The 23023-nt window shown below is 67.2% G+C and carries 26 protein-coding genes and 1 tRNA gene; 13 read left to right on the top strand and 14 right to left on the bottom strand.

All coding sequences use genetic code 11. The annotated features are described in order from the left end of the window. Window positions 1–38: 38 nt before the first annotated feature. Together QHF85_RS09995 and recO are read left to right on the top strand one after the other, a co-directional pair. A complete protein-coding gene (locus QHF85_RS09995) occupies window positions 39–476 on the top strand; it encodes a helix-turn-helix domain-containing protein (RefSeq protein WP_281326879.1) in 438 nt (145 codons plus the stop codon). A gap of 72 nt (window positions 477–548) precedes the next feature. Further along, the gene (gene recO, locus QHF85_RS09990; RefSeq protein WP_281326878.1) at window positions 549–1298 is read left to right on the top strand and encodes a DNA repair protein RecO; all 750 of its coding nucleotides are present in this window, start codon (window positions 549–551) and stop codon (window positions 1296–1298) included. Between the two features lie 168 nt (window positions 1299–1466). Here the strand turns inward: recO and QHF85_RS09985 are convergent, their stop codons facing one another. Beyond that, a complete protein-coding gene (locus QHF85_RS09985) occupies window positions 1467–2663 on the bottom strand; it encodes a metallophosphoesterase (RefSeq protein ID WP_281326877.1) in 1197 nt (398 codons plus the stop codon). A gap of 174 nt (window positions 2664–2837) precedes the next feature. Between QHF85_RS09985 and QHF85_RS09980 the strand changes: the two genes are divergently transcribed. Further along, window positions 2838–3248, top strand: a complete 411-nt coding sequence (locus tag QHF85_RS09980) for a nuclear transport factor 2 family protein (protein WP_281326876.1) — start codon at window positions 2838–2840, stop codon at window positions 3246–3248. On the opposite strand, the gene QHF85_RS09975 is transcribed toward QHF85_RS09980, so the two are convergent. Both QHF85_RS09975 and QHF85_RS09970 read right to left on the bottom strand, forming a co-directional pair. Next, complete coding sequence (locus QHF85_RS09975; protein ID WP_281326875.1) at window positions 3245–3574, bottom strand: hypothetical protein; 330 nt, start codon at window positions 3572–3574, stop codon at window positions 3245–3247. The two genes, QHF85_RS09980 and QHF85_RS09975, sit on opposite strands and share 4 nt — an antisense overlap. Window positions 3575–3592: 18 nt before the next feature. Further along, the gene (locus tag QHF85_RS09970; protein WP_281326874.1) at window positions 3593–3802 is read right to left on the bottom strand and encodes a hypothetical protein; all 210 of its coding nucleotides are present in this window, start codon (window positions 3800–3802) and stop codon (window positions 3593–3595) included. A gap of 76 nt (window positions 3803–3878) precedes the next feature. Here QHF85_RS09970 and QHF85_RS09965 point away from each other — a divergent pair, with 76 nt between their 5' ends. Further along, a complete protein-coding gene (locus tag QHF85_RS09965; protein WP_281326873.1) occupies window positions 3879–5990 on the top strand; it encodes a hypothetical protein in 2112 nt (703 codons plus the stop codon). Window positions 5991–6027: 37 nt separating this feature from the next. Here QHF85_RS09965 and QHF85_RS09960 read toward each other — a convergent pair whose 3' ends face one another. The 3 genes from QHF85_RS09960 to QHF85_RS09950 all read right to left on the bottom strand — a co-directional run bounded on the left by QHF85_RS09960 (window position 6028) and on the right by QHF85_RS09950 (window position 8954). Then, a complete protein-coding gene (locus QHF85_RS09960; protein WP_281326872.1) occupies window positions 6028–6210 on the bottom strand; it encodes a hypothetical protein in 183 nt (60 codons plus the stop codon). Between the two features lie 78 nt (window positions 6211–6288). Beyond that, on the bottom strand, window positions 6289–7479 hold the full coding sequence (locus tag QHF85_RS09955) for a hypothetical protein (RefSeq protein WP_281326871.1): 1191 nt from the start codon (window positions 7477–7479) through the stop codon (window positions 6289–6291). Window positions 7480–7538: 59 nt separating this feature from the next. After that, window positions 7539–8954 carry an NFACT RNA binding domain-containing protein gene (locus QHF85_RS09950; protein ID WP_281326870.1) on the bottom strand — a complete coding sequence of 472 codons (1416 nt, stop codon included), beginning with the start codon at window positions 8952–8954 and terminating at the stop codon, window positions 7539–7541. Window positions 8955–9055: 101 nt separating this feature from the next. On the opposite strand from QHF85_RS09950, the gene QHF85_RS09945 reads away from it, so the two are divergent. The 3 genes from QHF85_RS09945 to QHF85_RS09935 all read left to right on the top strand — a co-directional run bounded on the left by QHF85_RS09945 (window position 9056) and on the right by QHF85_RS09935 (window position 10904). Further along, window positions 9056–9138 (top strand) — tRNA-Leu (locus QHF85_RS09945). A gap of 46 nt (window positions 9139–9184) precedes the next feature. After that, window positions 9185–9382 carry a hypothetical protein gene (locus QHF85_RS09940; protein ID WP_281326869.1) on the top strand — a complete coding sequence of 66 codons (198 nt, stop codon included), beginning with the start codon at window positions 9185–9187 and terminating at the stop codon, window positions 9380–9382. Between the two features lie 316 nt (window positions 9383–9698). Then, a complete protein-coding gene (locus QHF85_RS09935; protein WP_281326868.1) occupies window positions 9699–10904 on the top strand; it encodes a hypothetical protein in 1206 nt (401 codons plus the stop codon). A gap of 26 nt (window positions 10905–10930) precedes the next feature. On the opposite strand, the gene QHF85_RS09930 is transcribed toward QHF85_RS09935, so the two are convergent. Next, window positions 10931–11791, bottom strand: a complete 861-nt coding sequence (locus QHF85_RS09930; protein WP_281326867.1) for a sigma-70 family RNA polymerase sigma factor — start codon at window positions 11789–11791, stop codon at window positions 10931–10933. An 80-nt stretch (window positions 11792–11871) separates the two neighbouring features. On the opposite strand from QHF85_RS09930, the gene QHF85_RS09925 reads away from it, so the two are divergent. Then, window positions 11872–12330, top strand: coding sequence for a carboxymuconolactone decarboxylase family protein (locus tag QHF85_RS09925; protein ID WP_281326866.1), 459 nt, complete (start codon window positions 11872–11874; stop codon window positions 12328–12330). 161 nt (window positions 12331–12491) lie between these two features. On the opposite strand, the gene QHF85_RS09920 is transcribed toward QHF85_RS09925, so the two are convergent. Further along, on the bottom strand, window positions 12492–12800 hold the full coding sequence (locus QHF85_RS09920; RefSeq protein WP_281326865.1) for a hypothetical protein: 309 nt from the start codon (window positions 12798–12800) through the stop codon (window positions 12492–12494). Between the two features lie 299 nt (window positions 12801–13099). On the opposite strand from QHF85_RS09920, the gene QHF85_RS09915 reads away from it, so the two are divergent. Next, window positions 13100–13822 carry a hypothetical protein gene (locus QHF85_RS09915; RefSeq protein WP_281326864.1) on the top strand — a complete coding sequence of 241 codons (723 nt, stop codon included), beginning with the start codon at window positions 13100–13102 and terminating at the stop codon, window positions 13820–13822. A 114-nt stretch (window positions 13823–13936) separates the two neighbouring features. Here QHF85_RS09915 and QHF85_RS09910 read toward each other — a convergent pair whose 3' ends face one another. Beyond that, window positions 13937–15277 (bottom strand): hypothetical protein, encoded by a 1341-nt coding sequence (locus tag QHF85_RS09910; protein ID WP_281326863.1) that lies wholly within the window; start codon window positions 15275–15277, stop codon window positions 13937–13939. Window positions 15278–15646: 369 nt separating this feature from the next. On the opposite strand from QHF85_RS09910, the gene QHF85_RS09905 reads away from it, so the two are divergent. Then, window positions 15647–16726, top strand: a complete 1080-nt coding sequence (locus QHF85_RS09905; protein WP_281326862.1) for a heparin lyase I family protein — start codon at window positions 15647–15649, stop codon at window positions 16724–16726. Between the two features lie 99 nt (window positions 16727–16825). Here the strand turns inward: QHF85_RS09905 and QHF85_RS09900 are convergent, their stop codons facing one another. Both QHF85_RS09900 and QHF85_RS09895 read right to left on the bottom strand, forming a co-directional pair. Then, the gene (locus QHF85_RS09900; RefSeq protein WP_281326861.1) at window positions 16826–16972 is read right to left on the bottom strand and encodes a hypothetical protein; all 147 of its coding nucleotides are present in this window, start codon (window positions 16970–16972) and stop codon (window positions 16826–16828) included. Window positions 16973–16986: 14 nt separating this feature from the next. Beyond that, a complete protein-coding gene (locus QHF85_RS09895) occupies window positions 16987–17535 on the bottom strand; it encodes a hypothetical protein (protein ID WP_281326860.1) in 549 nt (182 codons plus the stop codon). Window positions 17536–18301: 766 nt separating this feature from the next. On the opposite strand from QHF85_RS09895, the gene QHF85_RS09890 reads away from it, so the two are divergent. Beyond that, window positions 18302–18664, top strand: coding sequence for a hypothetical protein (locus tag QHF85_RS09890; RefSeq protein WP_281326859.1), 363 nt, complete (start codon window positions 18302–18304; stop codon window positions 18662–18664). Window positions 18665–18723: 59 nt separating this feature from the next. Here the strand turns inward: QHF85_RS09890 and QHF85_RS09885 are convergent, their stop codons facing one another. Genes QHF85_RS09885 through QHF85_RS09875 form a run of 3 tightly spaced genes read right to left on the bottom strand, consistent with a single transcriptional unit; the run spans window position 18724 to window position 21589 of the window. Next, window positions 18724–19851: a radical SAM/SPASM domain-containing protein gene (locus tag QHF85_RS09885; RefSeq protein WP_281326858.1), complete on the bottom strand. Its 1128-nt coding sequence runs from the start codon at window positions 19849–19851 to the stop codon at window positions 18724–18726. 4 nt (window positions 19852–19855) lie between these two features. Further along, window positions 19856–20821 carry a hypothetical protein gene (locus QHF85_RS09880; RefSeq protein ID WP_281326857.1) on the bottom strand — a complete coding sequence of 322 codons (966 nt, stop codon included), beginning with the start codon at window positions 20819–20821 and terminating at the stop codon, window positions 19856–19858. 21 nt (window positions 20822–20842) lie between these two features. Further along, window positions 20843–21589: a hypothetical protein gene (locus QHF85_RS09875; RefSeq protein ID WP_281326856.1), complete on the bottom strand. Its 747-nt coding sequence runs from the start codon at window positions 21587–21589 to the stop codon at window positions 20843–20845. Window positions 21590–21606: 17 nt separating this feature from the next. Between QHF85_RS09875 and QHF85_RS09870 the strand changes: the two genes are divergently transcribed. Next, complete coding sequence (locus QHF85_RS09870) at window positions 21607–22344, top strand: DUF4336 domain-containing protein (RefSeq protein ID WP_281326855.1); 738 nt, start codon at window positions 21607–21609, stop codon at window positions 22342–22344. Window positions 22345–22356: 12 nt separating this feature from the next. Beyond that, the gene (locus QHF85_RS09865) at window positions 22357–22887 is read left to right on the top strand and encodes a tyrosine-protein phosphatase (protein ID WP_281326854.1); all 531 of its coding nucleotides are present in this window, start codon (window positions 22357–22359) and stop codon (window positions 22885–22887) included. Window positions 22888–23023 lie beyond the last annotated feature (136 nt).

Raw genomic sequence — 23023 nt, 5'->3', positions numbered from 1 at the left:
AATCCAATCGATTGATTGAATGAACGGGTGAAGTAGGGATGGAGTCGATAGGCCGCTACCTGAGACATGCCCGTGAGACGAGGGCAATGAGCGTGGAGGAAGTCTCCCGCGCCACCCGCATTCCCGTTCCCTCGATCGAGCGAATCGAGGCGGATCACTTCGACGATTTGCCAGGTGAAGTGTTCGTCCGGGGATTCCTCCGCGCCTACGCGCGGGCCGTTTACCTCCCCGTGGAAGAGGTGCTCGCCCGTTATACCGCGAGCCGCCGCGTCGCCGTGGTCACTCCAATGCCCATTGCCTCCCCGGCCGGAGGTTCGCAGGGCAAACGCTTTGGCGTGGCGATGGCCTTCGTGCTTCTGCTGATCCTGTTCACGCTTGCGCTCAGCATCGTGATGCGGCCGCGCGGGCATGATATGCCCCCGGAGCTTTCTCACGATGGGGGGCGCCGAGACGCCCCCCAAACCCCCCTGGTTTAGTCACGATGGGGGGCGCCGAGACGCCCCCCAAACCCCCCTGGGTGCGCTCGTGGAACGCGTTATGCTGGGAGCGTGACCGAGCCAAGCAGGCGCCCCCGGGGCCGAAGCGCCCTCCTCAAAAAGATCCTGCGCACCGAAGCGCTGCTCGTCCGGCGGGTCCCCGTGGGCGAGGCCGATCTCATCGTCACGCTTTTCACCGAGGCGCGGGGGATCGTTTCGGCCGTCGCGCGATCGGCGCGCCGAACGAACAAGCGGCTCGTCGCGCTGGAGCCGATGCACCTGCTCCGCGTGACCCTCGAAGAGCGCGAGCAAAAAGATCTGGCCGTGCTCGGCGAGGCCGCGATCGCGCATCCGCGCATGCACATCGTCGCCGCGCTCGATCGTCTGGAAGCCGCAGGAAGGGCGCTTCGCTGGGTTCGCTCGGTGGCGCCGCCCGGCACGCGCGAGCCAGGGCTCTTCGCCACGGTGAACGAGCTGCTCGACGCGCTCGACACGCCCGCGGCCGCGCGCTCGCCCGAGGCAGAGCTCGCGACGTCGGGGCTGCGTTTGCTCGCGGATGTGGGCTTTGGCCTGGTGCTCGATCGATGCGTGCGTTGCGACCGCGTCTGCCCGGCGGAGGCGCCCGCATGCCTGGATGCGCTCGCCGGCGGGCTCGTCTGCCGCGCTTGCGGCGGGGCGCGGCTCGTGCTGCGGGCGGACCTCCGGGCGCGCGTCGAGGCCGCGTGCGCGGGCGATGACGAGGCGCTCCGCGAGGAGGACACGCGGATCGTCGTGGATCTCGTCGAGGCCGTGATCCAGGCGCACGCCGGTCCGGCGAAGTAGGCGCGAGCTAGAGCATCGAACAGTTCGATGCTCTGCGAGATCGCGAAGCGAGCTCGCCTCGGGGGGTGAATCGGCCGGGCTTTGCCTGGCCGAGAGGGGGACGCGAGGCGTCCCCCTCGGGACGAAAGAAGCCTAGAACATCGAGCGGTTCTTGAACCGATCGATGTTCTAGGCGCGGGCCTCGTTCGGCTGCGTCGGCAAATACCGCCGCACCGCGCGCGGCACCCCGTACGTCTGCTCGATCTCCAGGTACGGCCTCCCGGGCGCATTCCGCGGGAACGCGAAGCTCGCGGTATTCGCATATCGCTCCGTGAGCGCCTCGCGGTGCGTGTGGCCAAAGACCACGAGCCGCGCGCCCGTCGCATCCGCGATCCGCGTCGCGCCCTCGGCGAGCTGCTCGGCCACCGATCCGGCATAACGGTTGTGCCCGCGCGCCCAGCTCAGCGTCATCGCCAGCGCGCCGATCGAGAACGCCGCTCCACCCGCCCGCTTCTTGCCGAGCGCGGCCGCCGAGAGCCCCGCGCTCATCGCCAGCGTGGACAGCACCCGATCGAAATAGAGACGCGAGAACGTCCGGCTCAAGCTGGCCATCGTCGGCCGCGCGCCGAGCGGCAGCATCGCGCCCACGAGCTCGGGCGGAATGCCGAGCTCCGCGATGAAACGAGCGGCCTCCTCCTCGCCGAGCGGCGCCTCGTCCTCCGCGCGCCGCTGATACGTCCGCCCGCTGCGCAGGATCGCGTGAATCGCGGCGTGGAAATAACGATAGATCACGTACGGCGCGCGCGGGCCGTAGAACGAGAACGCCGAGAGGAAGAGCCTCAGGGGCGTCTCGTCGTTCATGTTGAGGTAGCGAAAGGCCCCGGTCGGCGCGATGAATTGCTCCACGAAATGGACGCCGAGGCTCGCCTCGCCCACGACGAGCGGGTGAGCCGGGGCGTTGTCGGGGTCGTAGAGGTGGCCGTGTTCGATGTGGAGGTCGCCCTCGCGAAAGAACCAGGGGGTCGTGCGCAGCCGCGCAAGCGCCTCGGCGGGCGGATCGAGCGCCGTCACGAGGGCGCTGCGGAAATCGTCCAGCCCGAGGGCCGCGTCATGGTTGCCGCTCACGAGCCAGAGCTCGCCCCCTCGCGCGAGGTGACGGCCGAACGCGGCTTTGGCGGCCGGATGCGCCTCGAACACCGCCTCCACGGCGCGCGGCAAAGGCAGGCGGGGCAGATCGGCCGAGAGATCGAAGAGGTCGCCCGCGCACACGATTCGCGCGCCCGGGTGTGCGTCGACCAGGCGGGCGAGGTCCTCGGACACGGCCCGCGGCACCGAGCGGGTCAGGTGAACGTCACCGAGCACGACCGTGGAGGGCGATTGCACCATGGTCACTTCTTATGACGCGTCCAGCCTGGGCGAGCAAAGTGATGTTTTTGGTCACTGAACACCCGGCGGTCAAGTGCAAGGGATGGGGGCTCTCGCTCGACAAGCCGAGCTGCCGCCCCCATACCCCCCAGAGCCCCATCGACAAACCAGAAGGCACGCACCAGGGAGCCATTCATGGAGAGCTCGATCCGTCGCCGAGAGGTCAATGAGCAGCCCCTCATGGAGCAGATTCGCCACGCCCTGGAGATGCGGGACGTGGAGGCGCTCGCGAACCTTTATGCCGAGGACGCGATCCTCGAGGAGGTCTCGAGCCTGAACCCGCCCGCGCACCCCATCGTCGTGCACGGCCGCGAGGCCATCTTGAAGCAGCTCCGCGACGAGTTCCTGCGGGACCCGGTCGGCGGGTGGCATCGCGAGGTGAAGAGCACGGACATCATCGACGAGATGGAGACGGACGAAGCCGTCGCCTTCACGGAGGTGCGCACCTACGCGGCCGGCGACAAGGTGGTCACGCAGCACCTGGCGCACAAACGGAACGGTCGTATCCAGCACGATCGGCTGGTCGTGGCGCGCGACTCGGATTAGGGGGAGCCGGCCGAGAGCGCTCGCTCGATCGCGCGTTCCATTTCGGCGAATTCCTCGGTGCCCTGCGTGAGCTTGCCGCGGCGGCGGTGGAGGACGCGGCCGTCAGGGCCGAGGACGAGGAAGGCCGGGATATCGACGACCCCGGCCGTCTTCGACCATTCGCCGCGCGCGTCGAGGTAGGTGGGGGCGTCCATTTTTTCTTCGCGCGCGGCCTCCTCGGCGGCCTTGCGCTCGGCCTCCGCGTCGTCCGGATCGAAGCTCGCCACGCCGATGACCCGCAGACCGCGGGCCCCGAAACGTCCGTGCAGCGCGAGGACCGCGGGCACGGACGCTCGGCACGCGCTTCAGGTCGGGTGCCAGGCCTCGACGAGCACCACCTTGCCGCGGGCCTCTTCGAGCGGCGCGGGCGCGCCGTGGATCCACGCGGACGGCTTTTTGTCGGGAAAGTCGGCGAGGGCGGCCGCAGCTTCGCCGGAGGTGTTTTTCTTATCGCAGCCGATCGCGGCGAGCGCGGGCGTGACGAGCGCGAGGACGAGGACGTTTCGACGGCGCATTCCGCCACTGTAGCGCGAGACGAGCCGCCCGGCCGTCCTCGGCGCATGATAGCGTCGAGAACGGAGGTCTTTGGAGATGAGGCGTCGCTCGCTTGGATTGGGTTGGCTCGTGATGTTCGCGGCGATCACCGCGTACGCGTGCGGAGGAGGCGGGGAAACCCCGACGGGCGCGGGCGGCGGCGGCACGGGCGCCGCGGGGCCCGGCGGCGCGGGCGGAGGCGCGCCCGACGCCGGGGAAGACGGCCTGTTCGTCGATCATGGCCCGGTCGTCTCGCTCACGGTGGATCCGCCTTCGAGCGTGATCGTCGTGCAGAATGGTGTCGCGACGCCCGTCGACTTCAAGGCCATTGCCACGTTCCAGGACCAGACGACCGCCATCGTGTCGGCCGATTGGACCTTCGATCGGCCGGACGTCGCGCTCGTCGGCCTCGACACGGGCAAGCTCTCGCCGACGGGCACGGTGGGCGGCATGGGCAAGGTGACGGCGAGCTCGAATGGGCTCACGGCGTCGGCGGACGTCACGGTCAAGCTGGCGTTCGTGGACAACGCGGGCGGGCTCACGCCCGAGGAACAGGCGGCCTTCGACGCGCCGGATCCGGGCCCCTCGGGCGCGATCGTGTATCCCTACGACAAGACCGTCTTCGCGCGGGGCATCCTCGCGCCCGAGATCATGTGGAATGGCGGCGCGGCGGGCGACGCGTGGCTCGTCCATCTCCAGCAATCGTACGTCGATGCGAAGTTTTACGTGAAGGCCGATCCGCCGTCGGGCTTCCTCATGGCGGAGGATTTCTGGGGCAAGCTCGCGGCCTCGAATGCGGGCGAGCCCGTGCAGGTCTCCGTCTCGCGCCTCTCGGGCGGCAAGGCGTACGCGCCCGCGAGCCAGACCTGGTCGATCGCCCAGGGCAGCCTGCGCGGATCCATTTATTACTGGGCCGTCAACACCGGCCAGCTCATGAAGATCTCGCCTGGATCGGCGAACCCGTCGGTCGTCTTCGATTCGGGCTCGTACGATCAGCTCGGCACGCCGCCGCCGCCCGATTACGATCAGTACCAGCCTCCCTGGTCGCAGGGCGTGAACAACAAGCGCTGCGTCGCCTGCCACGTGGTCAGCAAGGACGGCAGCCGCCTCGCCGCCGTCTTCGAGCGCAAAGGCCAGGCGCCGAGCCCCTGGGGCACGATCGACCTCACGCAGACGGAGCCGCAGGTCATCCAGGTCTCGTCGTACAATTCGCAGACGCTCTTCGTCGCGCTCACGCCGGACGGCAAGATCGCCGTGCAAAACGACGTCGACCTCCGCATGCGCATGAAGGACGCCACCACGGGCGCGCCCATCGCGAGCGAGCTCGACGCGATCGGCGACAAGACCGCGGACCCGGCGTTCTCCCCGGACGGGAAGCTCCTCGCCTTCTCCAGCAACGTCACCGGCAGCTATCCCGTCGAGTTCTCGCGCGCGGACCTCGACGTCTTCGATTTCGACGCGGGGACGAACGCGCTCGCGAACCGCCGCCAGATCGTCGCCGCCGGCAACCTCGCCATCGCGTTCCCGAGCTTCTCGCCCGACTCGCAATGGATCCTCTACCAGAAGGGCGATTACAGCCGCGCGAAGTACGGCGCGAACCAGGTCGGCCTGAACGATCTCTACATGGCCGACGTGGCCAAGGCGCTCGGCGAGCTCCCGCTCGACGCGGCGAACGGCGTCGGTTACCTCGACGAGAAGAACCGCCGCATCAATTACCAGCCGACGGTGAACCCCATCGCGGTCGGCGGCTACATGTGGGTCGTCTTCGTCAGCCCGCGCGATTACGGCAATCGTATGGTCTCGGCGTCGAACCCGACCTACGAGAATCGCAAGCAGCTCTGGGTCGCGGCGATCGACGTGAACCCGACGCCCGGCAAGGACCCGAGCCACCCGGCGTTCCTGCTCCGCGGCCAGGACCTCTCGACCATCAACATGAGCGGCTACTGGTCGCTCGAAGCGTGCAAAGGCGAGGGCAACTCCTGCGCGCAGGGCTTCGAGTGCTGCACGGGCTTCTGCCAGCCCGACGGCGGCGGCAACTACGCCTGCGTCCCGCCCCCCGCGGGCAAATGCTCCGAGATCGGCGAGAAATGCACGACCGGCGCCGATTGCTGCGGCACGCCCCAGAACCAGTGCATCGGCGGGTTCTGCGCGCAATCGCAGCCGAAGTGACGTGGCGGGCGGGGGGCAGCCGCCCCCCGCGCCCGATCTAGCCCCGGCTCATGGACCGGATGAGCCCGCGGATGAACTGGATCCCGCCGAAGATGATCGCGCCCCACGCCATCACGTACTTCCCACCGCCCTCCGAGGCGGCCGAGTACGTGGCGGCCGTTATCACGATGCCGCCCACACACCAGAGCCCTCCGACCACCATGTCACGCTTGCCATCCATGGAAACACGTCTCCCGCGCGGTTCGTCCGAAACGCATCATCGCCGCGCCGCGGCAGGAGGCGCAAGGGTGGATTTGCGTTACGGCTTGCAACCGAGCCGGAGGCTCCGGTTGACCTCATCGGCGCGGATCGCGTTGTTGCCGCTGCGGGTGGCGATCTCGATGGCGCGCGCCTGGATCGCGCATTTCTCGGCCTTGTAGCGGTCGATCATCACGTGAAGGACCTCGGTCGCCTCGAGCGGCCGACCCTCGTCTTCGAGGATCTGCGAGAGCCGGTTGAGCTCCTGCTTGATGACGTCCTCGTTGCTCTCGGCGAGCCGCACGAAGAAGGCGGCGGCGTCCTTCGCGCTGAGCGGCTTGCGCGTCGCGGCGAGCTTGGGCGCGTCGCGGTAGATCTCGTCGACCGTGCCCGCGGGCCCGTGGATGCGGGCGGCGCTCGCGGCGCCTTCGAGCGCCTTCCACGACTCGTCGAGGCGGCTCAGCTTGTGCAGCGAGAGCGCGAGCCGGTAGCCCGCGACGCTCGTGCGTTCGCTCGGCGTGTACTCGACGATGCGGGCGTAGAGCTTGTAGGCGTTCTCGTAGTCCTCGGCGGTGAAGAAGAACTCGGCGAAGTTCCAGTACGCCTCGGGCACGAGGGGGCTCTTCGGGTGCTTCTCGATGAGCGTGAAGTAGATGGGCCGCGCCGCGGCGCCCTGGCCGTAGGCCACGTAGAGCCCGCCGAGCCGGAAGAGGACCTTGTCCATGTCCTTGTAGTCCGGGTGATCGGCGATGAGCTTCCTGTGCGCCTTGATCGCCTCGGCGGCGTACATGTCCGCCTTCTGGACGAGCTTCTGCGCCTCGGGCTTGAGGCGCTTGACGGCGGCGGCGTTGCGCGGGGGGAGGACGGGGCCGGCCTTCGCGGTGGCGTCGATCTCTCCTTCGGCTGCCTTCGGCTCGGCCGGCGGGGGCAGGGAGGCGACGTTCGGATCGGCGGCGAGGGCGCGGTCGCGGTTGTTCTTCGACAGATCCGCGAGCAGCTCGCCCAGCCGAGCGAGCGCCTTGGGCCGCCCCGGATCGGACTTGTCGATCGTCGAGAGGAGCTGGTTGAGCTGTCCGACTTCGCCGAGCAACGCGGCGTCGGGTCCAGGATCGGCCTGGGGGGTCTGAGGTTTGTCCGAGGATCCCTCGGACGTAGGGTCTTTCGGATCCGGCGTCTCTCCGCCGCCGCAGCCGGCGAGGGCGAGGGAGAGGCCGAGGCCGAACGGGACGAAGAGCGAGGCGACCGTGCGCATTGCGAGCATGCTAGGCGATCTTTACCGCTCTGCGTCGTCCGCTAGCAAGATCGTGTCGCTCACCCCTCCTGCTTCGTGGCGAGGAGGCGCGCGAGCCGCTCCGGCTCGACGCGCACGGCGAGGATCTTCTCGCGATCGAACGTGACGGCGCCCGGCGCGCTTTTCCTGGGCTTTCGGACATGCCGGCGCTCGACGTAGCTCACCTCGCAGGCGTTCTCGCCGCGGGCGTCGCTGAAATGAGCGGCGAGCGTCGCGGCGTCGACGAGCAGCTCCGCGGGGCAGCTCTGCCCCTTGTCGAGGGGCACGATGACGTGGGCGCCGTGGATGTTCTTGGCGTGCAGCCAGAGATCGTGGGGACGTGCGTGCCGCGTGATGAGCTCGTCGTTGTCCTTGCCGCCGCGGCCGACGAGGATGGTTCGTCCGAGCGCATCGCGGAACGCGTGATACGGCCTGCGCTCCCTGTCCTGCTGGCGGAGGGCCTTCCCGCGCGAGGCGGCGTCGACCTCGGAGGCCGAGACCCCGGCGCGCTTGGCCTGCTCGGCGAGCGCGTCGAGGGCCGCGGAATCGGCCGGGGCCGCGGCGATCGCATCGACGAGCGGAAAGACGGTCTCCCACGCGCGTTCGGTCTCCGCGAGGCGCTTCTCCATGACGGCGGCGCCGCGCTGAAGGCGCCTTGCCTTTTGAAAGAAGGTCTCTGCCTGGATCTTCGCGGGTTTGTCCGGCGCGAGCGTGACCTCGATCGTGCCGCCTTCTTCCCAGTCGTCGAGCGTGGCCTTGGTCGCGCCCTTGGGGATCTTGTTTCCCTGGGCGACGAGGAGGCGCCCGATCTTCTGGAGGCGCGGCGCATCCTGAAGGCGCGCGAGATCCTGGCGTACGGCCTCGGCGCGCCGTTCGAGGGCTTTGAGCTGAGCCTTGGCCGCGCGGAGGAGGCCTGTGCGAAGGAGGTCGAGGGCGCGCGCATCGGAGGCCTCGACCATGGCGAGGCCGTGGCGTTCGAGGTCCTCGGCGGAGCCGGTCCAGCGGGAGGGATCGACGCCGTCCCGCGGAACCGCGCCCTCGAGGTCGAGCGGCCAGACGACGGTGGCGCCGGAGGGAGACGCAACGGCAGCCTGGCCCCGTCGTCCGACGCGGAGGGAGAGGCGAGCGCCGGGGAGGGCGTCGTCGGGGGGGTCGAAGGTGAGGTGCAGGGCGCCGTCCTGGAGGAGGATCGAGCGAACGCGGTGATCGACGAGGTGCGCGCGCATGGCCGCGACGAGGGGATGGGCGGAGGAGGCGCGCGCCCGCGGGAGGCGCGGGAGGAAGCCGAGGCCAGTGACGTGAGGGCCGAGGCCCGCGCCGAGGAGGAGCTTGCGGCCGATGTAGAAGGTGAGGACGAGGAGGCCGGTTTCGGGGCAGAGGTGGGCCGTCTCGAGGCGGGCGTGGAGGAGGGGGGCGAGGGGAGGAGAGGGAGGCGGGTCCGAGGTGGGGGTGGTCATGACCGGGGGAGAAGGTGTATACAGGCAGGTCGAGGCAAACGGGAGCCGAGGCGGGAGCGAAGGGAGGAAGGACGAGAAGGCAGCGAAGGTGCGGTAGATTGGGCCTCGTGGCGAAATGGCAGACGCAGGAGATTTAAAATCTTCAGCCCGAAAGGGCGTCCCGGTTCGAGTCCGGGCGGGGCTACTGAGAGAGGAATCCGTGGCGTACGTTGTCGTCGAAGGAGGTCGTCATGGCGGCCAAGAGCGGCGGTAGCGGAGGCGGCAAGAGTAGCGGCGGAGCGGGCAGCCGAGGGGGCGGCGGGGGGAGCGCGCCCAAAGGCGGAGGCGGGGGAGGCAAGGCAGGCGGCAGCAGCCCGGGCGGCAACTGGCCCAGCAAGACGGGCAGGCCGTCGGGGTCCGGCCGGGGGAACAATCCGCCTGCCAAGTAAAGGCGTCCGAGCCTGGGTTTCAGGCGGGGGCGGCCTGCCCGTCGAGTTTCTCGGCGGGTACGGCCGCCTTTTTGCGTGGCCCGAGGTTCCGCGATTGAAGCGGCGGGACGTGCTGGTCGACGTCCTCTCCCCATAACCACATTCCGACCCGGCGGAGATCGCCCCCCGCGCAGCACCCCGCACACGCCCTTTCGTCTCCCGTGGAGGCCGCTCCTCGACACGCCGAGCCCCTCGGCGCTCTGTCGGTCAGCGCGTACCCAGCAGGCCCTCCGGCGCCGCCTTGCAGGGGCCTACGGGAGTATGCTTTGCTCCTCACATGATCGTCGACCGCGGAGATGTTGCCTATGGCGTGAACCGAGATGAGGTCGACCCGTTTGCGCGTCTCGTCCGGCTGCCGGAGCGTCTGATCGTCGCAATGGCCAATGGCCACTACGGCGGCACGGAAGACCGGCAGATCAGCTGCCCTGTGCTCGACAGCATCGAGCGCGCGCTCTTGCTGGATCCGACCACCTCGCTGGAATCGCTGTTCGACACAGCACGGTCGGCATTCTTGATCGCTGCCGAGCCTTATCCTGACGACGATGACTACAGTTTGATCGGTGGTCCTCACGCGGAGCTGACGGTTGTCGAGCTCTCGCCGGGCCGCCTCCGTGCGGGCGGGTTCGGACGCTACGTTCCAATCCTCGTGCGTGACGGCGCCGTACACGGTGAAATCGTACGCAGTCCGAGCCTCGAGCGTAAGCCTGCTGCGCCTTTCCTGGTGGAGCACCCGTTGCTCGATGGGGATTGCGTGCTCGTGTGTGACTACTTGATCGGCTACTACGTGAGCGGCAAGCTCGGCCCGGAGATACACCGCGAGCTGGTCACGGTGATCGAAGACCTCGCGCGCGCGCACCAGGAGCCCGGAAGGCTCGTCGAGGCAGCACTTCTGCAATGGCAGGAGGGGGAGCGACAGACGCGCGAAAGGAAGAGGCGCGGGGCCATCCCCCTTCTCCCGCTCGCTGTTGCCCGAGCGCGGACAGCAGCGCCCGCGGAGACACCGCATGCGCCGCCGACCGCGCCGCCCGTTGCTGCACCCCCGCGTGCCCCCGGAAACCGCGCGATGAGGTTCCTTGCGTGCGGCGAAGTTTGGGACGGCGGGCAGAGCGTGTTCAACGTCATCGCGAGCCTGGATGGCGAGGATCGCCTCGTGCTGACGTTCGAGGGCAAACTTGTGGCCCTTCACCCGCGTAGCTATCTCCACAGGTTCATCGAGCGATTTCCGCGTGTCCTCCTCCAACAACCCTTGGTGTCGGTCTCGATGGACTTCACGAAAATGGGTTTTATCGGGGATCAAGGCATGTACGTTCTCATGGAGATCATCGACCCTGTCTACGACCTCCTTCCATGCCCCGTCACGGTTCGACGTATCGCCAACGACGAGTGGCAATGCGAGGTCTTGCGGATCCTCCTCAACCTGAGCGAGCAGGACAACGTCGCTCGCACCACCTTCGAGGACGTCGAGGCTTCTTGCGGGCGCTGAAGCTTGACCCGGGTCGCTCTCGTGGATTAGCCGAGTGCCGCGACCTCGAGCGTTTTCAGCCCGGCGTCGTCGTCGACGACGTCGATGCGCGTGATGACCCCCTCGCCGAACGTCAACCGAAGGGCGCGTGAGAGCCGGCCGCCGGGCGCGTAGATGACGCCGACGGTGCCGTCGACGAGCGCGGGTTCGGCGGTGTCGAATCCATGCGCCGTCCTCGCGAACCCGATAGCCGACTTGGCCAGGTTTCGCACGCTTCGGATCTCGCGCGCCCGACCGCCCGCACCGCCCCCGTGGACGACGATGTTCGGATCGAGAACGGCGACGACGGCCTCGACGTCGCCCGCTCGAAGCGCGCCAAGAAGCGCCTTGACGATATCGTGCTGTCGCGCAAGCTCGGCCTCATCGCGTTCGGGCGCGCCACGCACGCGCCGCCGCGCCCGGCTCGCGAGCTGCCTCGCGGCGACCTCCGAACGTCCGACGATCGGCGCGATCTCATCGAACGACACGCCGAACAAATCGTGAAGCACGAACGCGAGCCGCTCCACGGGCTCGAGCGTCTCGAGGACCACGAGCAAGGCGATGCTGACCGAATCGGCCAGCACGGCCTCATCCTCCGCATTCGAGGTCGCCTCCTCCGGCACGACGTCGCCATCTTCCGCCCGGGCCTTCCGCGAACGCAACATGTCGAGACACACCCGCGCGACGACCGTCGTGAGCCAACCGCGAAGGTTTTCGACCTCGCCCGTCTCTGCTCGCGACAGCCGAAGCCATGTCTCCTGAACCGCGTCATCGGCCTCACTGCGCGATCCCAGCATGCGATACGCCACCGCGCAGAGATGCGGCCGGCTCTCCTCGAAAAGGCCGATGAGATTTTTTTCGTTCGTCACCGTCACGTCCTCGTTCTGCGATTCGTCACATCCGTGACGGGCGAGCGTGCCCGGATGTGACCAGTGAGGAGAGATCTATCATGCAAGCACGACTGAAGAACCCGGCGACGCTCGTTCCGGAGGCGATGCAGCCCATCCTGACGCTCGTGAAGAGCCTGCAGAACGGCAAGATCCCGCCGCGAACGCTCGGGCTGCTCCACGCGCGCATCAGCCAGATCAACGGCTGCGGCGTGTGCCTCGACCTGCATGTTCGTCAGGAGAAGAAGGCGGGCGAGCTGGACGAACGCCTGCTCGTGCTCGCCGGCTGGCGGGATGTCCCCTCTTTCACGGAAGCCGAGCGCGCGGCACTCGCGCTTGCCGAAGCCGAGACACGCCTCGCCGACCGCGCCGACGCCGTCCCCGACGACGTCTGGAACGAGGCCGCACGCCACTTCGACGAACAAGCGTTGGCCCAGCTCGTCCTCTACATCGGGCTCATCAACATGTTCAACCGCGTGAATGTCACGACACGGCAGGTCGCGGGCGCTCAGAGCTGGTGAAGGTAGGGACTTTCTTTACGGTCGCCCTTCGCCCTTTGCCACCCTCACCTCCTCCTCCTGTGCCTGCCTGATCAACCTCACGGCTGGGGACTCCTCGGTCAGGTCGTCAGCGAGGCCGACAGCGCGAGGTGTTACCATCGGCCGTCGCATCACCTCACCCGTCAAAGCGGGGCGAAGGGGATACACAGGACGCGACGCTCGCACTCGTCGTAACACGAGCCGGGCGGCGAAGCCCGGTGCCCATACTCGAGTGCGTTCGCGGTCCTGCAATCGGCGATGGCGGCTTTTTTACAGTCCACCCCGGTCAGCCAGGGGATGAGGCAGCTGAGCTCCGTCCTGTTGGTCATGCAGGGGGAGCGCCCCTCGGTCGTGCGCAGCCTCGATGGCTTGATGGTGCACTTCGTACCCAAGATCTGGCTATCGAGAGTTTCCAGCGCGAGCGCCTCGGACGAGAGAAGCTCGTCATCCACCGACGCCTCCTCCGGGGCTATCGATGGCCCGACATCCTCGTCCGGTGGAGCAGCGGCGCAGCCGGCGACGGCGAGAACGAGAGGCCCGAGGTTTCGTGTCCACGCGGCGTGATTCATGGCTTCGTCCCTCCTTCTTGGTGGATACCTGGCGCCGTTCTGCGGAAATGGCGAGGCTGGATCGTGCGTCGAATGAAACGTCACCCCATCGAGCGTTTCCCCGATGTCATGACCAGCGCCTCCGCCCCAGAGATTCCGTGTGCACTCGGGGACGCACCAGGGAATCGAGGAGGTCACGGATCATGAAAAATAAGCTGACAGTCGCGTCGTTGTTTGGTTGCGCAGTCGCCTCGAGCGCGTGCGGGACTGCCACGCCCGAGGAGGTCGCCGCGACCACGGACACCGAGCTCGCGCTCGTCAGGACCGCCGACGGGGCGGAGGTCCGTTTCTTCGAATCGGCCCCCGGTGAGATCAACATCGAAAGCACGCCTGCCGCCGGCGGCGAGGATCCCCTCGCCCGCCCCGACCTCGCCGATCTCCGCGCGACCGGGATGTACGAGGCAATCGCTGGCGAGCCGGCGCCGGAGGCGCTCGTGGCCGCGGAGGCGCGTGTTGCATTGTCAGAAGGGACAGGAGAGACGGGCGAGCTCGAGCCGGTGGGCGAGGCGGACGCGACGCTCGTCGCGGTGCCGATCGGCGCTGCGGACTTTCAGCGCCGATTCTGCGGCAGCCTGTCGTTCTGCTGGGTCAGCCGCTCGACCGACCTGCGCGACGAGGAGTTCGCCAAGGGGATCAAGGGGTACATCTACGCCGTCCGCGGCTCGGTCCTCCTCAGCATCCGCCGGAGAGAGAATGGTTGGTATCAAGTCCTCGAGCGCCAGATCCTGCCGGACGCCGCGTTGCCCTACACCTTTGACAAGCACTGGGGAGATTTGATCCGGCGCAAGATCAAGATCGAGGTGAAGAACGCCACCGGCGACCAGTACCACATCGCCTACGACTGGATCTCGCGGCGCGGATGGTGATTGGGCTATCAAGGTCGTCGTCATCGGAGGTCGGGGCAGCGCGACGGCCCATTCCGTGCGGAGCAGCTCGAGCTTGCCGTGCGAGCTGCCTACCAGGCGCAACGCCCGACGCGCTCAAGGACACGCGTCGTTGTCCGCGTAGGGCGTCTCCTCCGCGAGATAGAGGCGGACGTTTGCGTCGGCCGACGAATACCCGTCCATGTTCTCGCCGAAGGCGTGGAAAAGAAAAAACGTCTCGCCGCCTCCGTTGTGCACGTTCCCGCTCTTGATGGCCGCGTCGACGTCGAGGATGAGCTCCGCCTTGCTGGCGTCGCCGCCGATGCACGAGCCCTGCGGCCCCGGTACGCAGTCGTATTCGGGCGCCGACAGTCCGCCCGAAAGCGGCGTCGTGCTGGGATCGTCGCTCCCGGGCGCGGCCTGAACCTGGACCATGCGCACCTTGCCGGACCAGCGAAGGCGAACGATGTCACCTCGGTTGACCCCGACGTTGTATTCGTACTGGAAACCGTCGCGGTCATTGTAGAAGTCGACGACGCGGCATGCCTGGCCTTTGCTCTTGTCGATCGCGCAGCAACTCCCCTTCTCGCCGACGACCGGCGAGCTTTGCGCGCGGAGCAAGAACTGCATGTTGACCCCGGTGGGGCTCGGGTTTCCGGTCTTGCTCGGGCAGTCGGAATGGTTGTACGCGCACTCGTCCGAGATGTGGATCATGCCGGGGCGAAAGGAGGCCGTGTCGATCATGTGCTCGCCGAGCGAGGACGAGCCGTTCGAGCACAGATAGTTCGGACCTCCGGTGCAATTGCGCTTCGCTCCGCTCGTGATACCGCCCGGACCGAAAAGGGTGTCCTGCGTGACGTCGTGAACCTGGACGACGCTGTGGTATCCGGTCCAGCGGAAGAGGACGAGATCGCCTTGTCGCGCCGCGAAGGTCGGATCGACCCAGTCGTAGTGCGTCTCGGTCTGGAAGTTGTTGACCTCGTAAACGGTGCAGTCCTCGCGGCCCGCGTACGAGGCGTACCGCCCACCGTAGGCAGTGACGTCGGAAAGCGTGCTGCAAGGCTTTGGATCGAAGTGGTTCTGTCCGAACTCGGGGTCGGTGAGGGACACCGCCGTGACGCCACCGCTCCCCGCACCGTCCTTGAAATAGTAGAGGCCAGGGCGATAGCCACAAGCGAATCCTCCCACGTTCCAATCGAAGGTCCCGTTGTTCGTCGGCGCGCCGCTGTCGATCCCGCGACCGAGGCTCGCATCGATCGGCGTGCCGTCCCAGTCGGCGACCTGGACGACGCTGTGCGTGCCGCTCCATTTGAAGCGCAGCGTCTGACCCGGCTCGATCGTGTGCCCGGTGTTCGACGCTGCCGGCCAGGCGAGCTCCTTTACCTGGCCGGCCGGGTTGTCCTGCGATGAACAAGGGTTTTGGCCTTCGTCGAAGGGTACACCGGCATCGTCGTTCATCCCACCGCCACCCGAGCCGCCATTCCCCCCTCCTCCACCCGGGCCACCGTTCCCCGGCCCTTCGCTTGCGCTGCCTGCGCCGTTGTTCGAGCTGCAGGCGTTGACGACGAGACCGATGGTGAGTGCGGTCCAGAGTGCGAGGGGTCGACGCTTCGGCATCATGCCTCCCACGATAGCGAGGAGCTCGAGGCCTGGCCATCTCGCACGCGTCGCTGTTTGCTGGCGCCGATGCTCACGTGTGCTCGCAATCCAAGAAAATTCTATGACGAGCGCGACGTTCCGAGCGAGACCCACGTGGGGGGCGTCATTTGGAAACGCTCGGCAGGTCGCCGGTTGACTCTGGATAGGGACTTGTGAGATTGCCTATGCATGTCGCGACAGCGAGCGTCCTTCGTCATTTTCGCCGCGTTGCTGGTGGTGGCATGCGACACGGCGCCGACCTCGACCGAATCCACTGAGCCTGACGCCGGCCGAGACGCCGAAGTCGGCGACGACGGTGGTGCCGCGGACGGCGGCAGCTCCGACGACGCGAGCACGCCGGTGGATGCGGGGCCGCCTCTCGACTGTCCGGGGCTCCGCGAATTCACCTGGGGGGGGCTGAGCTACGACTCGTCCGCGTCGGGCGCGTCGACGACGATCGTGCCTGCGGAGTGGGCGGCGGACCTGCACTACAGCCCGGGCGCCTCGGTTCGCTCCGACGCCGCGCACGCGCGCGAGCCCGGCACGGCGAGCCTTCGCGCGCACATTGCGCCGCGCATACCGATCCCACCGGGCTCCGACTACGACGCGAACTTCCGCGCAGAGGTCGCGCGCCGCCCGTGGCACGAAGTGGTGCCGCTCGGCACCGAGCTCTGGTTCGGGTTCTCGTATTACCTGCCGCCTACCTACGTGCAGGACCCATCGAGCCGCGCGACCGTTTTCCAATTGCACGCGGGCCGTCACCATCCGCCGATCGAGATCGCGCATTGGGTCCCGGCGGACTTCAGCGGCGCATACGGCACGCAATTGCACGTCATTCGTCGTTGGGGCGGCTGGGACACCGACACCTTCGATCGACAGACGATGCCGGTCTCGTTCGAGGCGGGCCGTTGGTACGACTTCGTCGTGCACGTCGTCTGGGACGTCGAGGGCGGCACCCGCGGGAAGACCGAGATCTGGATCGACGGCGTGCAGCTCTACTCCGCGACGGGCGGGAACACGTATTCGGCGGGCACCGACGACGGCGACGACATGCTGCCCTACGGCGGCACGCCGAAGCTCGGCTGGTACAAGTGGCCGTGGCACGACGCGCCTGCGGTCGACGCTTCGGAAGCAGCGGGCGTCACGGAGCTCGAGATGTACATCGGCGCCGTCCGCTTCCTCCGCAACCCGGAGGGCTCGCACGTCGGAGCGATCGGGTACGATTGCGTCGCGCCTCGGGGGCCACGCCCGACGGGCCCCACGCCCTGAGCCGCGCTCTTGGGCCGAAACCGAGCCCGAATGCGCTTTCGGCCCATCGGGGGAGGGGCCCCCGGATGACCGGGGGCCCCCTCGATTCTCATGCCTGGTTCACCAACAGCAGGCGAGGCCGCACAGGGCAGGGCTGCCGGATGCGAGGCTCTCGAGGTCTCTCTTCACGAGCGACTCGATGAGCGCCTTGTTCACCTTCGCCTTCTTGCCGGCCTTTTTCGTGGCCACCTTGCTCTTGGTCTTCATGATCGTCTCTCCTTTCAACCGTGCCGACCCGCCACAGCGGACTGCGCATTCAGCCGCTGTAACGTTTCCATAGGATATTTCGAGGGAAGCTCGACGTACCACTTGCGGAGCGTCTCCTCCCCGAGGTGCTCCGCGATGAGCTTGTACTGCCACTCCATTTGCCGAGCGAAGGCGCGGGCGAATCCCTCCGGATCCCTCTGCTTGCGCCTCCGTGTTCGTGCCTTCTCGGCCAGGGTCACGGGGTGATGGTGGATGAACTGCCCGAAGAAGCGAGAGCAGAACTCCGCGTAATCCTGCGTGAACAGGACGAAGCAGTGCCACATCTCGTCGAGCGCGGCCATCGGCAGGGTCACGACGAGCTGCCTGCGGCTGCGGCGCATGGTTTGATGCGCGGCCAGCCAGAGCCAACGCTTCACCTCGATGAAGATTTCTTCGGCGTCCGCGGGATCGATGGGATACGAATCGAGGAAGCGCTGGACGACGTCACGATTCCTGTAGGCGAGGACCTCGTCGAGCGGCGCCAGTTCCTCGCGTGAGAAATGCTCGGTGTTTGCGCGTGCCATGTCTGCTCCACCGCGAACAGCGCTGAATTTTCGCATCGTATGCGATGTCGTCGGTGCGACGAGCACCATTGGTGTCCCTTCACCGACGATAAGAGTGCCTCACCTTAGCCCACGTCGATCGGAATGTCCAATCCACAACAAGTTTCATCCACAGATGATAGGAGACCGTGGGTGCCTCATGTTCACAGCGAATTCTTCTCTTCGTGTTGAAACGCGCCGAGACGTAGTTATCTGCTCGACCGACGTGATGATGCCGCCGCGACCATCGCCCTGTCCGAATTTCGGAGGGCGCCGCGTGGCTGCCACGTCCAACGCGAGCTCCCCGCACCGTCTGCCTCGATGAGGTGCACGTCGAGCGCCGAGATATCCATTCAGTGGTAGAGTGGATTGGAACGACAAGTGGCATGCGCGTTGCTACACCATCGATGTCATGAACCCACATCGATTCGTGGCTCCCACGTTCGTCCTCGGTATGCTCGCCCTTTCCACGTACGCCGGCGCCGAGGAGGCGCATGCGAAGGCCGAAGCGCCACAGGTTCGAAACGAAGGGGCTCTTTTCTTGGCGCACGCTCCACAACCCGAACCCTTTTCCACGGGACGAGCGGACTGGGGCTACAGCCCGAGGAAGGCGACGCGATGGTACGGCTGGCAGACGCTCATCGGCGTCATTGGGTCGGACGTGTTGTTCCTCGTCGGGCTTGGCATGGACGGCACCTACCGCGATCTCCGAACGGCGACCCGTGTCATCGGTGTCATAGGGCATGTCGTGACTGGGCCGATTGTGCACTGGTCCCATGGACATGCAGGCAAGGGGTTTGCGAGCCTCGGCATGAACATCGGGGGCCCGCTCTTGAGCGGCCTGCTCGGCTTGGGTGTCGGTAGCGCCGTCCAGCGCGGCTCGCATGACGGGTCCGATTTCGCGTGGGGAGCGGTCGGGGGCCTCATCATCGGCGCTGCTTCCGGCGCGGTTGCCGCGACCATCGTCGATACCACGGTCCTCTCGACGGAGGACGTGAACGCAGGGAGCGCCGAAGCGAAGGTCGAGCGAGGCGTTGTCCCGGCATCGCTCGCGCTCTTGCCCGTCGTCGACGTCGATCGATATGGTTTGTCGTTGGTTGGACGATTCTGAGGCTATCGTTCACCGAGGAACGACGCCGCGGTGGCCACGCCGCCAGGCAAAACCAATGCTCAGGGCACGGTCTCGCCCGAGGGACGCTTGCGGCGGAGCTGCACGAGCCCGGCTGCGTCCGTCTCCGCTTTCGGGTCCGCTTCTGCGGCGAGGGTCGCGTCCCAATCGGTCGATAGGAAGGGGCTGAGGAGGCGGCCCTCCAGCAAGCGCGGGTCGAGTCGGTATGCGTAACAATTCGAGAGCGTGAGCGTGCACCAGCAGCTTGCGCAGTCGGTCGGGCGCAGGACGTCCTCGAAGGCGCGAGCGACGCCTGCGTCGATGGCATTGGGCGCGGGCTGCCCGCGGCCGACCCGACCGCACGGGTAAATGCCGCCCTCCGGGCCGATGGCTGCCATGACGCGCCCGCCGCCGCAGAAGGGGACGGGGTTCGGCTCGGGCCATTTCCGCAGGTGGCGGAGCGCGACCAGCTCGTTGGCGACGGGCGCGCCGCGTTTTTTCAGCTCGATGAGGTCGTCGATGGTCTCGCGGTATGCGGTGACGTGCGGCGAGTGGGATGCCTGGTGCTTGCTCGCGTCGAAGAGGGAGCCGATGGCCGGCTGGAAGAGCGCTTGCACGCCGAGCTCCTCCGCGATTCGCAGGACCGCGCGGTGCGCGCGGACGTTGTGCTCGGCGAGGGTCATGCGTAACGCGACCCAGATCCCGCGCGCCTGCGCCACCCGCGCGCCCTCGAGCGCGCGGCGGAAATTGCCCGAGCCGCGGCCGCGATCGTGGATCTCTTCCGGGCCGTCGATGCTGATCTTGACGACGTTGGCCTCGGCAATACGATCGATGCGGCGTGGGATCAGGATTCCGTTGGTGCTGATGGAAATGGCGAGCCCCAGCCGCCGACCGGTCTGCACGAGCTCTCCGATACCGGGGTGCGCGAGCGGCTCGCCGCCGTCGAAGCAGACCGAGACCGTGCCCATGGCGGCAAGCTCGTGGAGGAGGCGTACGCCGTCCTCCGTCGACATCTGCGGCCCCTCGTGTTTGTCGCAGAAGGTGCAGCTCAGGTTGCACACGTGCGTGGGTTCGATATTGACGAAGAGCGGCTTGTGCCGTCCGAGGATCCGGCTCGAAAGCATGCCCAGCGCGGTGCGCACGGGATCGATGCCGGAGAGCTGGTTCTGGTTGTTATGCGTGGAGTACATGGAATCACCTCGCGGAAGGGTTTCGGTCAAGGGGCTCGAAAGCCGACGCCACAGCGCCGACCGCGCTCCAGAAGAGCTGGACGGCGCGCACGAGAGACGTGATTGCGACCGCGCCACCCACCCCCAGGGAGAGCGCGGAGGCGCTGAGGACGAAGGCGCCTTCGGTGCAGCCGAGCTGCGCGATTGATACCTCCCCAATCGCGCCGCCGAGCAGACTGACACCACCAGCGAGCCATGCGCGCGCCAGGCCGGAGGCGCCGCCCACCGCATGGAGCAGGACCACGAGCTGGGCAATCTGCGCGACGCGATTGACGAGTTTGGCCGCGAGCGCCCCCGGCGGGAGCAGTGGGAGCACGCGCGACGCTGCACGGAGATCGTCGAGGAGCGGCGCCGCAGCCGCCGAATGACGTGCGAAGGGCCGCGGAATCGACGCGCGATGGAGCGTGATCCGGAGGGTCGTGGCCAGGATCAGGCAGCTTGCCGCGTGGGCCGCGAGCGCCGCCGTCAGCAGCGAGGCGCCGGTCACGCGCCACGCGACGAGCCCCGCGACGGCGCAGGTCAGCGCGACGCCCACCAGCGTGAGCGCATGATGAACCGCCACCACGGCGGTCGCCCGGCCCGCGCCGAGCACGGGCCCGAGGCGCGCGATTTTCATTCCCTCCGAGATCATGCGCCCACCGGGCATTACGACGAGCGCCGTGTTCGTGACGAGGTGCAGGCGGATCCACGCCGCGAGGGGGAGCCTTCTGGCGTCGGGCCCGCAGAGCAACCACAAGGCGACCAGATCGGCGGCGATACGCAGCGCCTCGAGAAGGAGGAGCAACGGCAACCACGGCAGCCCTGCGTGGAACGCGTCGAGGAAGCTTCCCGCGCCGGCGCGACGCACGAGGAGGACCATCGCCGTCAAGGCGAGCGCCGCGAAGAGGCCGCGCGCGACCCACCGGAGGGAATGCCCCTGCCGCCTTGCCATGGCGAGCTGCAGGAGCACGCGTCATGCCAGCGAATCGTCGTTATGGAGCGGAGAACGGTGCTGTTTCGCTGTCGTCGCCACGGCACAGGCGTGGTGCTCGGCGCACAGTCCACGACACGGGCGCCACAGCCATCCGGAAACCGGGCGCCGCGCGCCGGGTCGCAAAGACCTGATACGTCGTCGCCTGATCGTCCGGCAGCGCGGCCAGCGGCCCGGAAGCAGAGGAGCATCGCGAAGCTGTGGGTGGAGATGGCAGAGTCGTGTCAGGGAAGGGCGCAGGCGGGCACCTGGATCAGGTAACTCGCGACGTCGTTCTCCGTCGTGCTCTCCCAGGTCGAGGCGAACAATACCTTCGTCAGGTCCGCGTTGGCGACCGCCTGCGAGCTCGACCATGACCACGTTACCCGAATTCTCCCCATAGGCGGTGTAGACGAGCACCTCGTCGCCGTTCTTCGTGATCGCGAGATCGCTGTGCTGCGTGTTGTCGTGGAGCTGCGTGTAGCTCGAACAGTCGGTCTTGTCGGCGCGCGTCCCCAGGGGAAGCCCCCAGGAGGGCACGCAGTAATTCCCCTTTGGGCTCGTCGAGATGTGGTCGGGCGCCTCCGTCACGGGCATGCTCCCGAGGATCTTGTCGGCGTCGAAGTCATAGGCGAACAGCCCATCGGGGACGAAATTGCCGGCCCGGGCCACCATGCGCCTGATGGCGGGCGCCCGATCGACGGAGCTGGCGCTCGGCGAGGGCGACTGATACCAATAGGTTCTCGCCATCGGTGCCAACGGGCCGTTTGAAAGCCTTCGCCGCCAAGGAGTCGACCGTCCGCATGCCTATGAGCGCTCTCACCAACGTTGTCGATGACAGGATCTGGAGCCTCGACCGCCCCGTGTGGTTCAGCGGGGTACGGCTGCGCGCTCGCACCACGGTCGTACGCCTCGACGACGGCAGTTTGCTCCTCCACAGTCCGGCCCCTCCCACCGATGCGTTGGCAGAGCAGCTACGAGCCCTGGGCCCAGTGCGCTGGCTTTTGGTCCCCAACTGCTTTCATCATCTTGGTACACCCGAGGCGGCGGCCCATTTCCCTGAGGCGCAGGTGGTGGGACCGGCGTCCGCGCGAAACAAGAACAAGGCTTTGAGAATCCACGTGGATATCCACGGCGCCCAATTCGGCGAGCAGGTTGCCGAATTTGATGTCTTGCCACTTCTGGGTGTGCCGTTTCTCGACGAGACCGTGCTCTACCATCGGCCAACGCAAACCCTGCTGGGCGCAGACATCGTCCTTTGTGCTGGCGCCAAGGACCACTGGACCTGGCGTTATGCCGCGCGCATGCTCGGCTGCTACGAGCGGCTGCGCGTACCTCCCGACGTCAAAAAGAAGATTCCGGATAAGAACGCGGCCGCGCGCTCCATCCACGCCATGCTGGAGCGACCGGCCCAACGTCTCATGGTAGCGCATGCCGACGTCATCGAAGAAGGTTGCCGCGACCGCCTCGCACAAGCCTGGCGACTGGAGGGCGTGGAGGTGTAGGATGTGTCGTGTATGTCGTGCGTGAATTTCCGCGACGTCGGCGAGTGGATCACTCTCCTTGGAAGGGGAGATCTGCTCCCCGCAGGCCGGCTGCTTCGTGGCGGAAAGCTGGACGCCGTCCAAGAGGCTGCCGAGATCTCCAATCCTGGAACGATCGTGAACCTTCGGCAGGGGCCGGATCGGCAGACATTCGGGGCCGAGTATCGCCACGTTTCCATTCCGAACTCGTATGAGAAGTACGATACGACGGATCCCACCGTACGCCGATGGCTCAACGCGGTAGCTCAGGCCGTCTGCGACGCGCCTGCATTTCCAGTGATGCTCCATTGCACATCCGGGAAGGACAGGACGGGCGTAGCGGTCGCTTTGCTGCTCACCGCTCTCGATGTGCCGCGGGAGATCATCGTCGAGGAGTATCTGCTCAGCGATGGTGAGGTGGAGCAGGCATGGATCGAGCGGGCGCTCGATGGGATCGGAGATGTTCGGCGTTACCTGGCGCGTGTCGAGGTGCAGCGGTTGCGGACGAGTCTACGGGGAGCCTGAATCATTCTGAAGGTGCGCCCCGTCGGCACGAAATCAAGGACGTGTGCGCGATTGGATGGCAGGGCACTGCGGTTTATAACGTTGAGGGGTTCGTCGCTTCGTCCTCGGTTTGCCGAGGAGAACCGCCATGCAATCA

Origin of the sequence: Polyangium sp. 6x1 (genome assembly GCF_029946515.1) — a bacterium.
GTDB lineage: Bacteria > Myxococcota_A > Polyangia > Polyangiales > Polyangiaceae > Polyangium.
The sequence above is the reverse complement of the archived record's forward strand: the minus strand, read 5'-3'. Positions and strand labels throughout refer to the sequence as shown.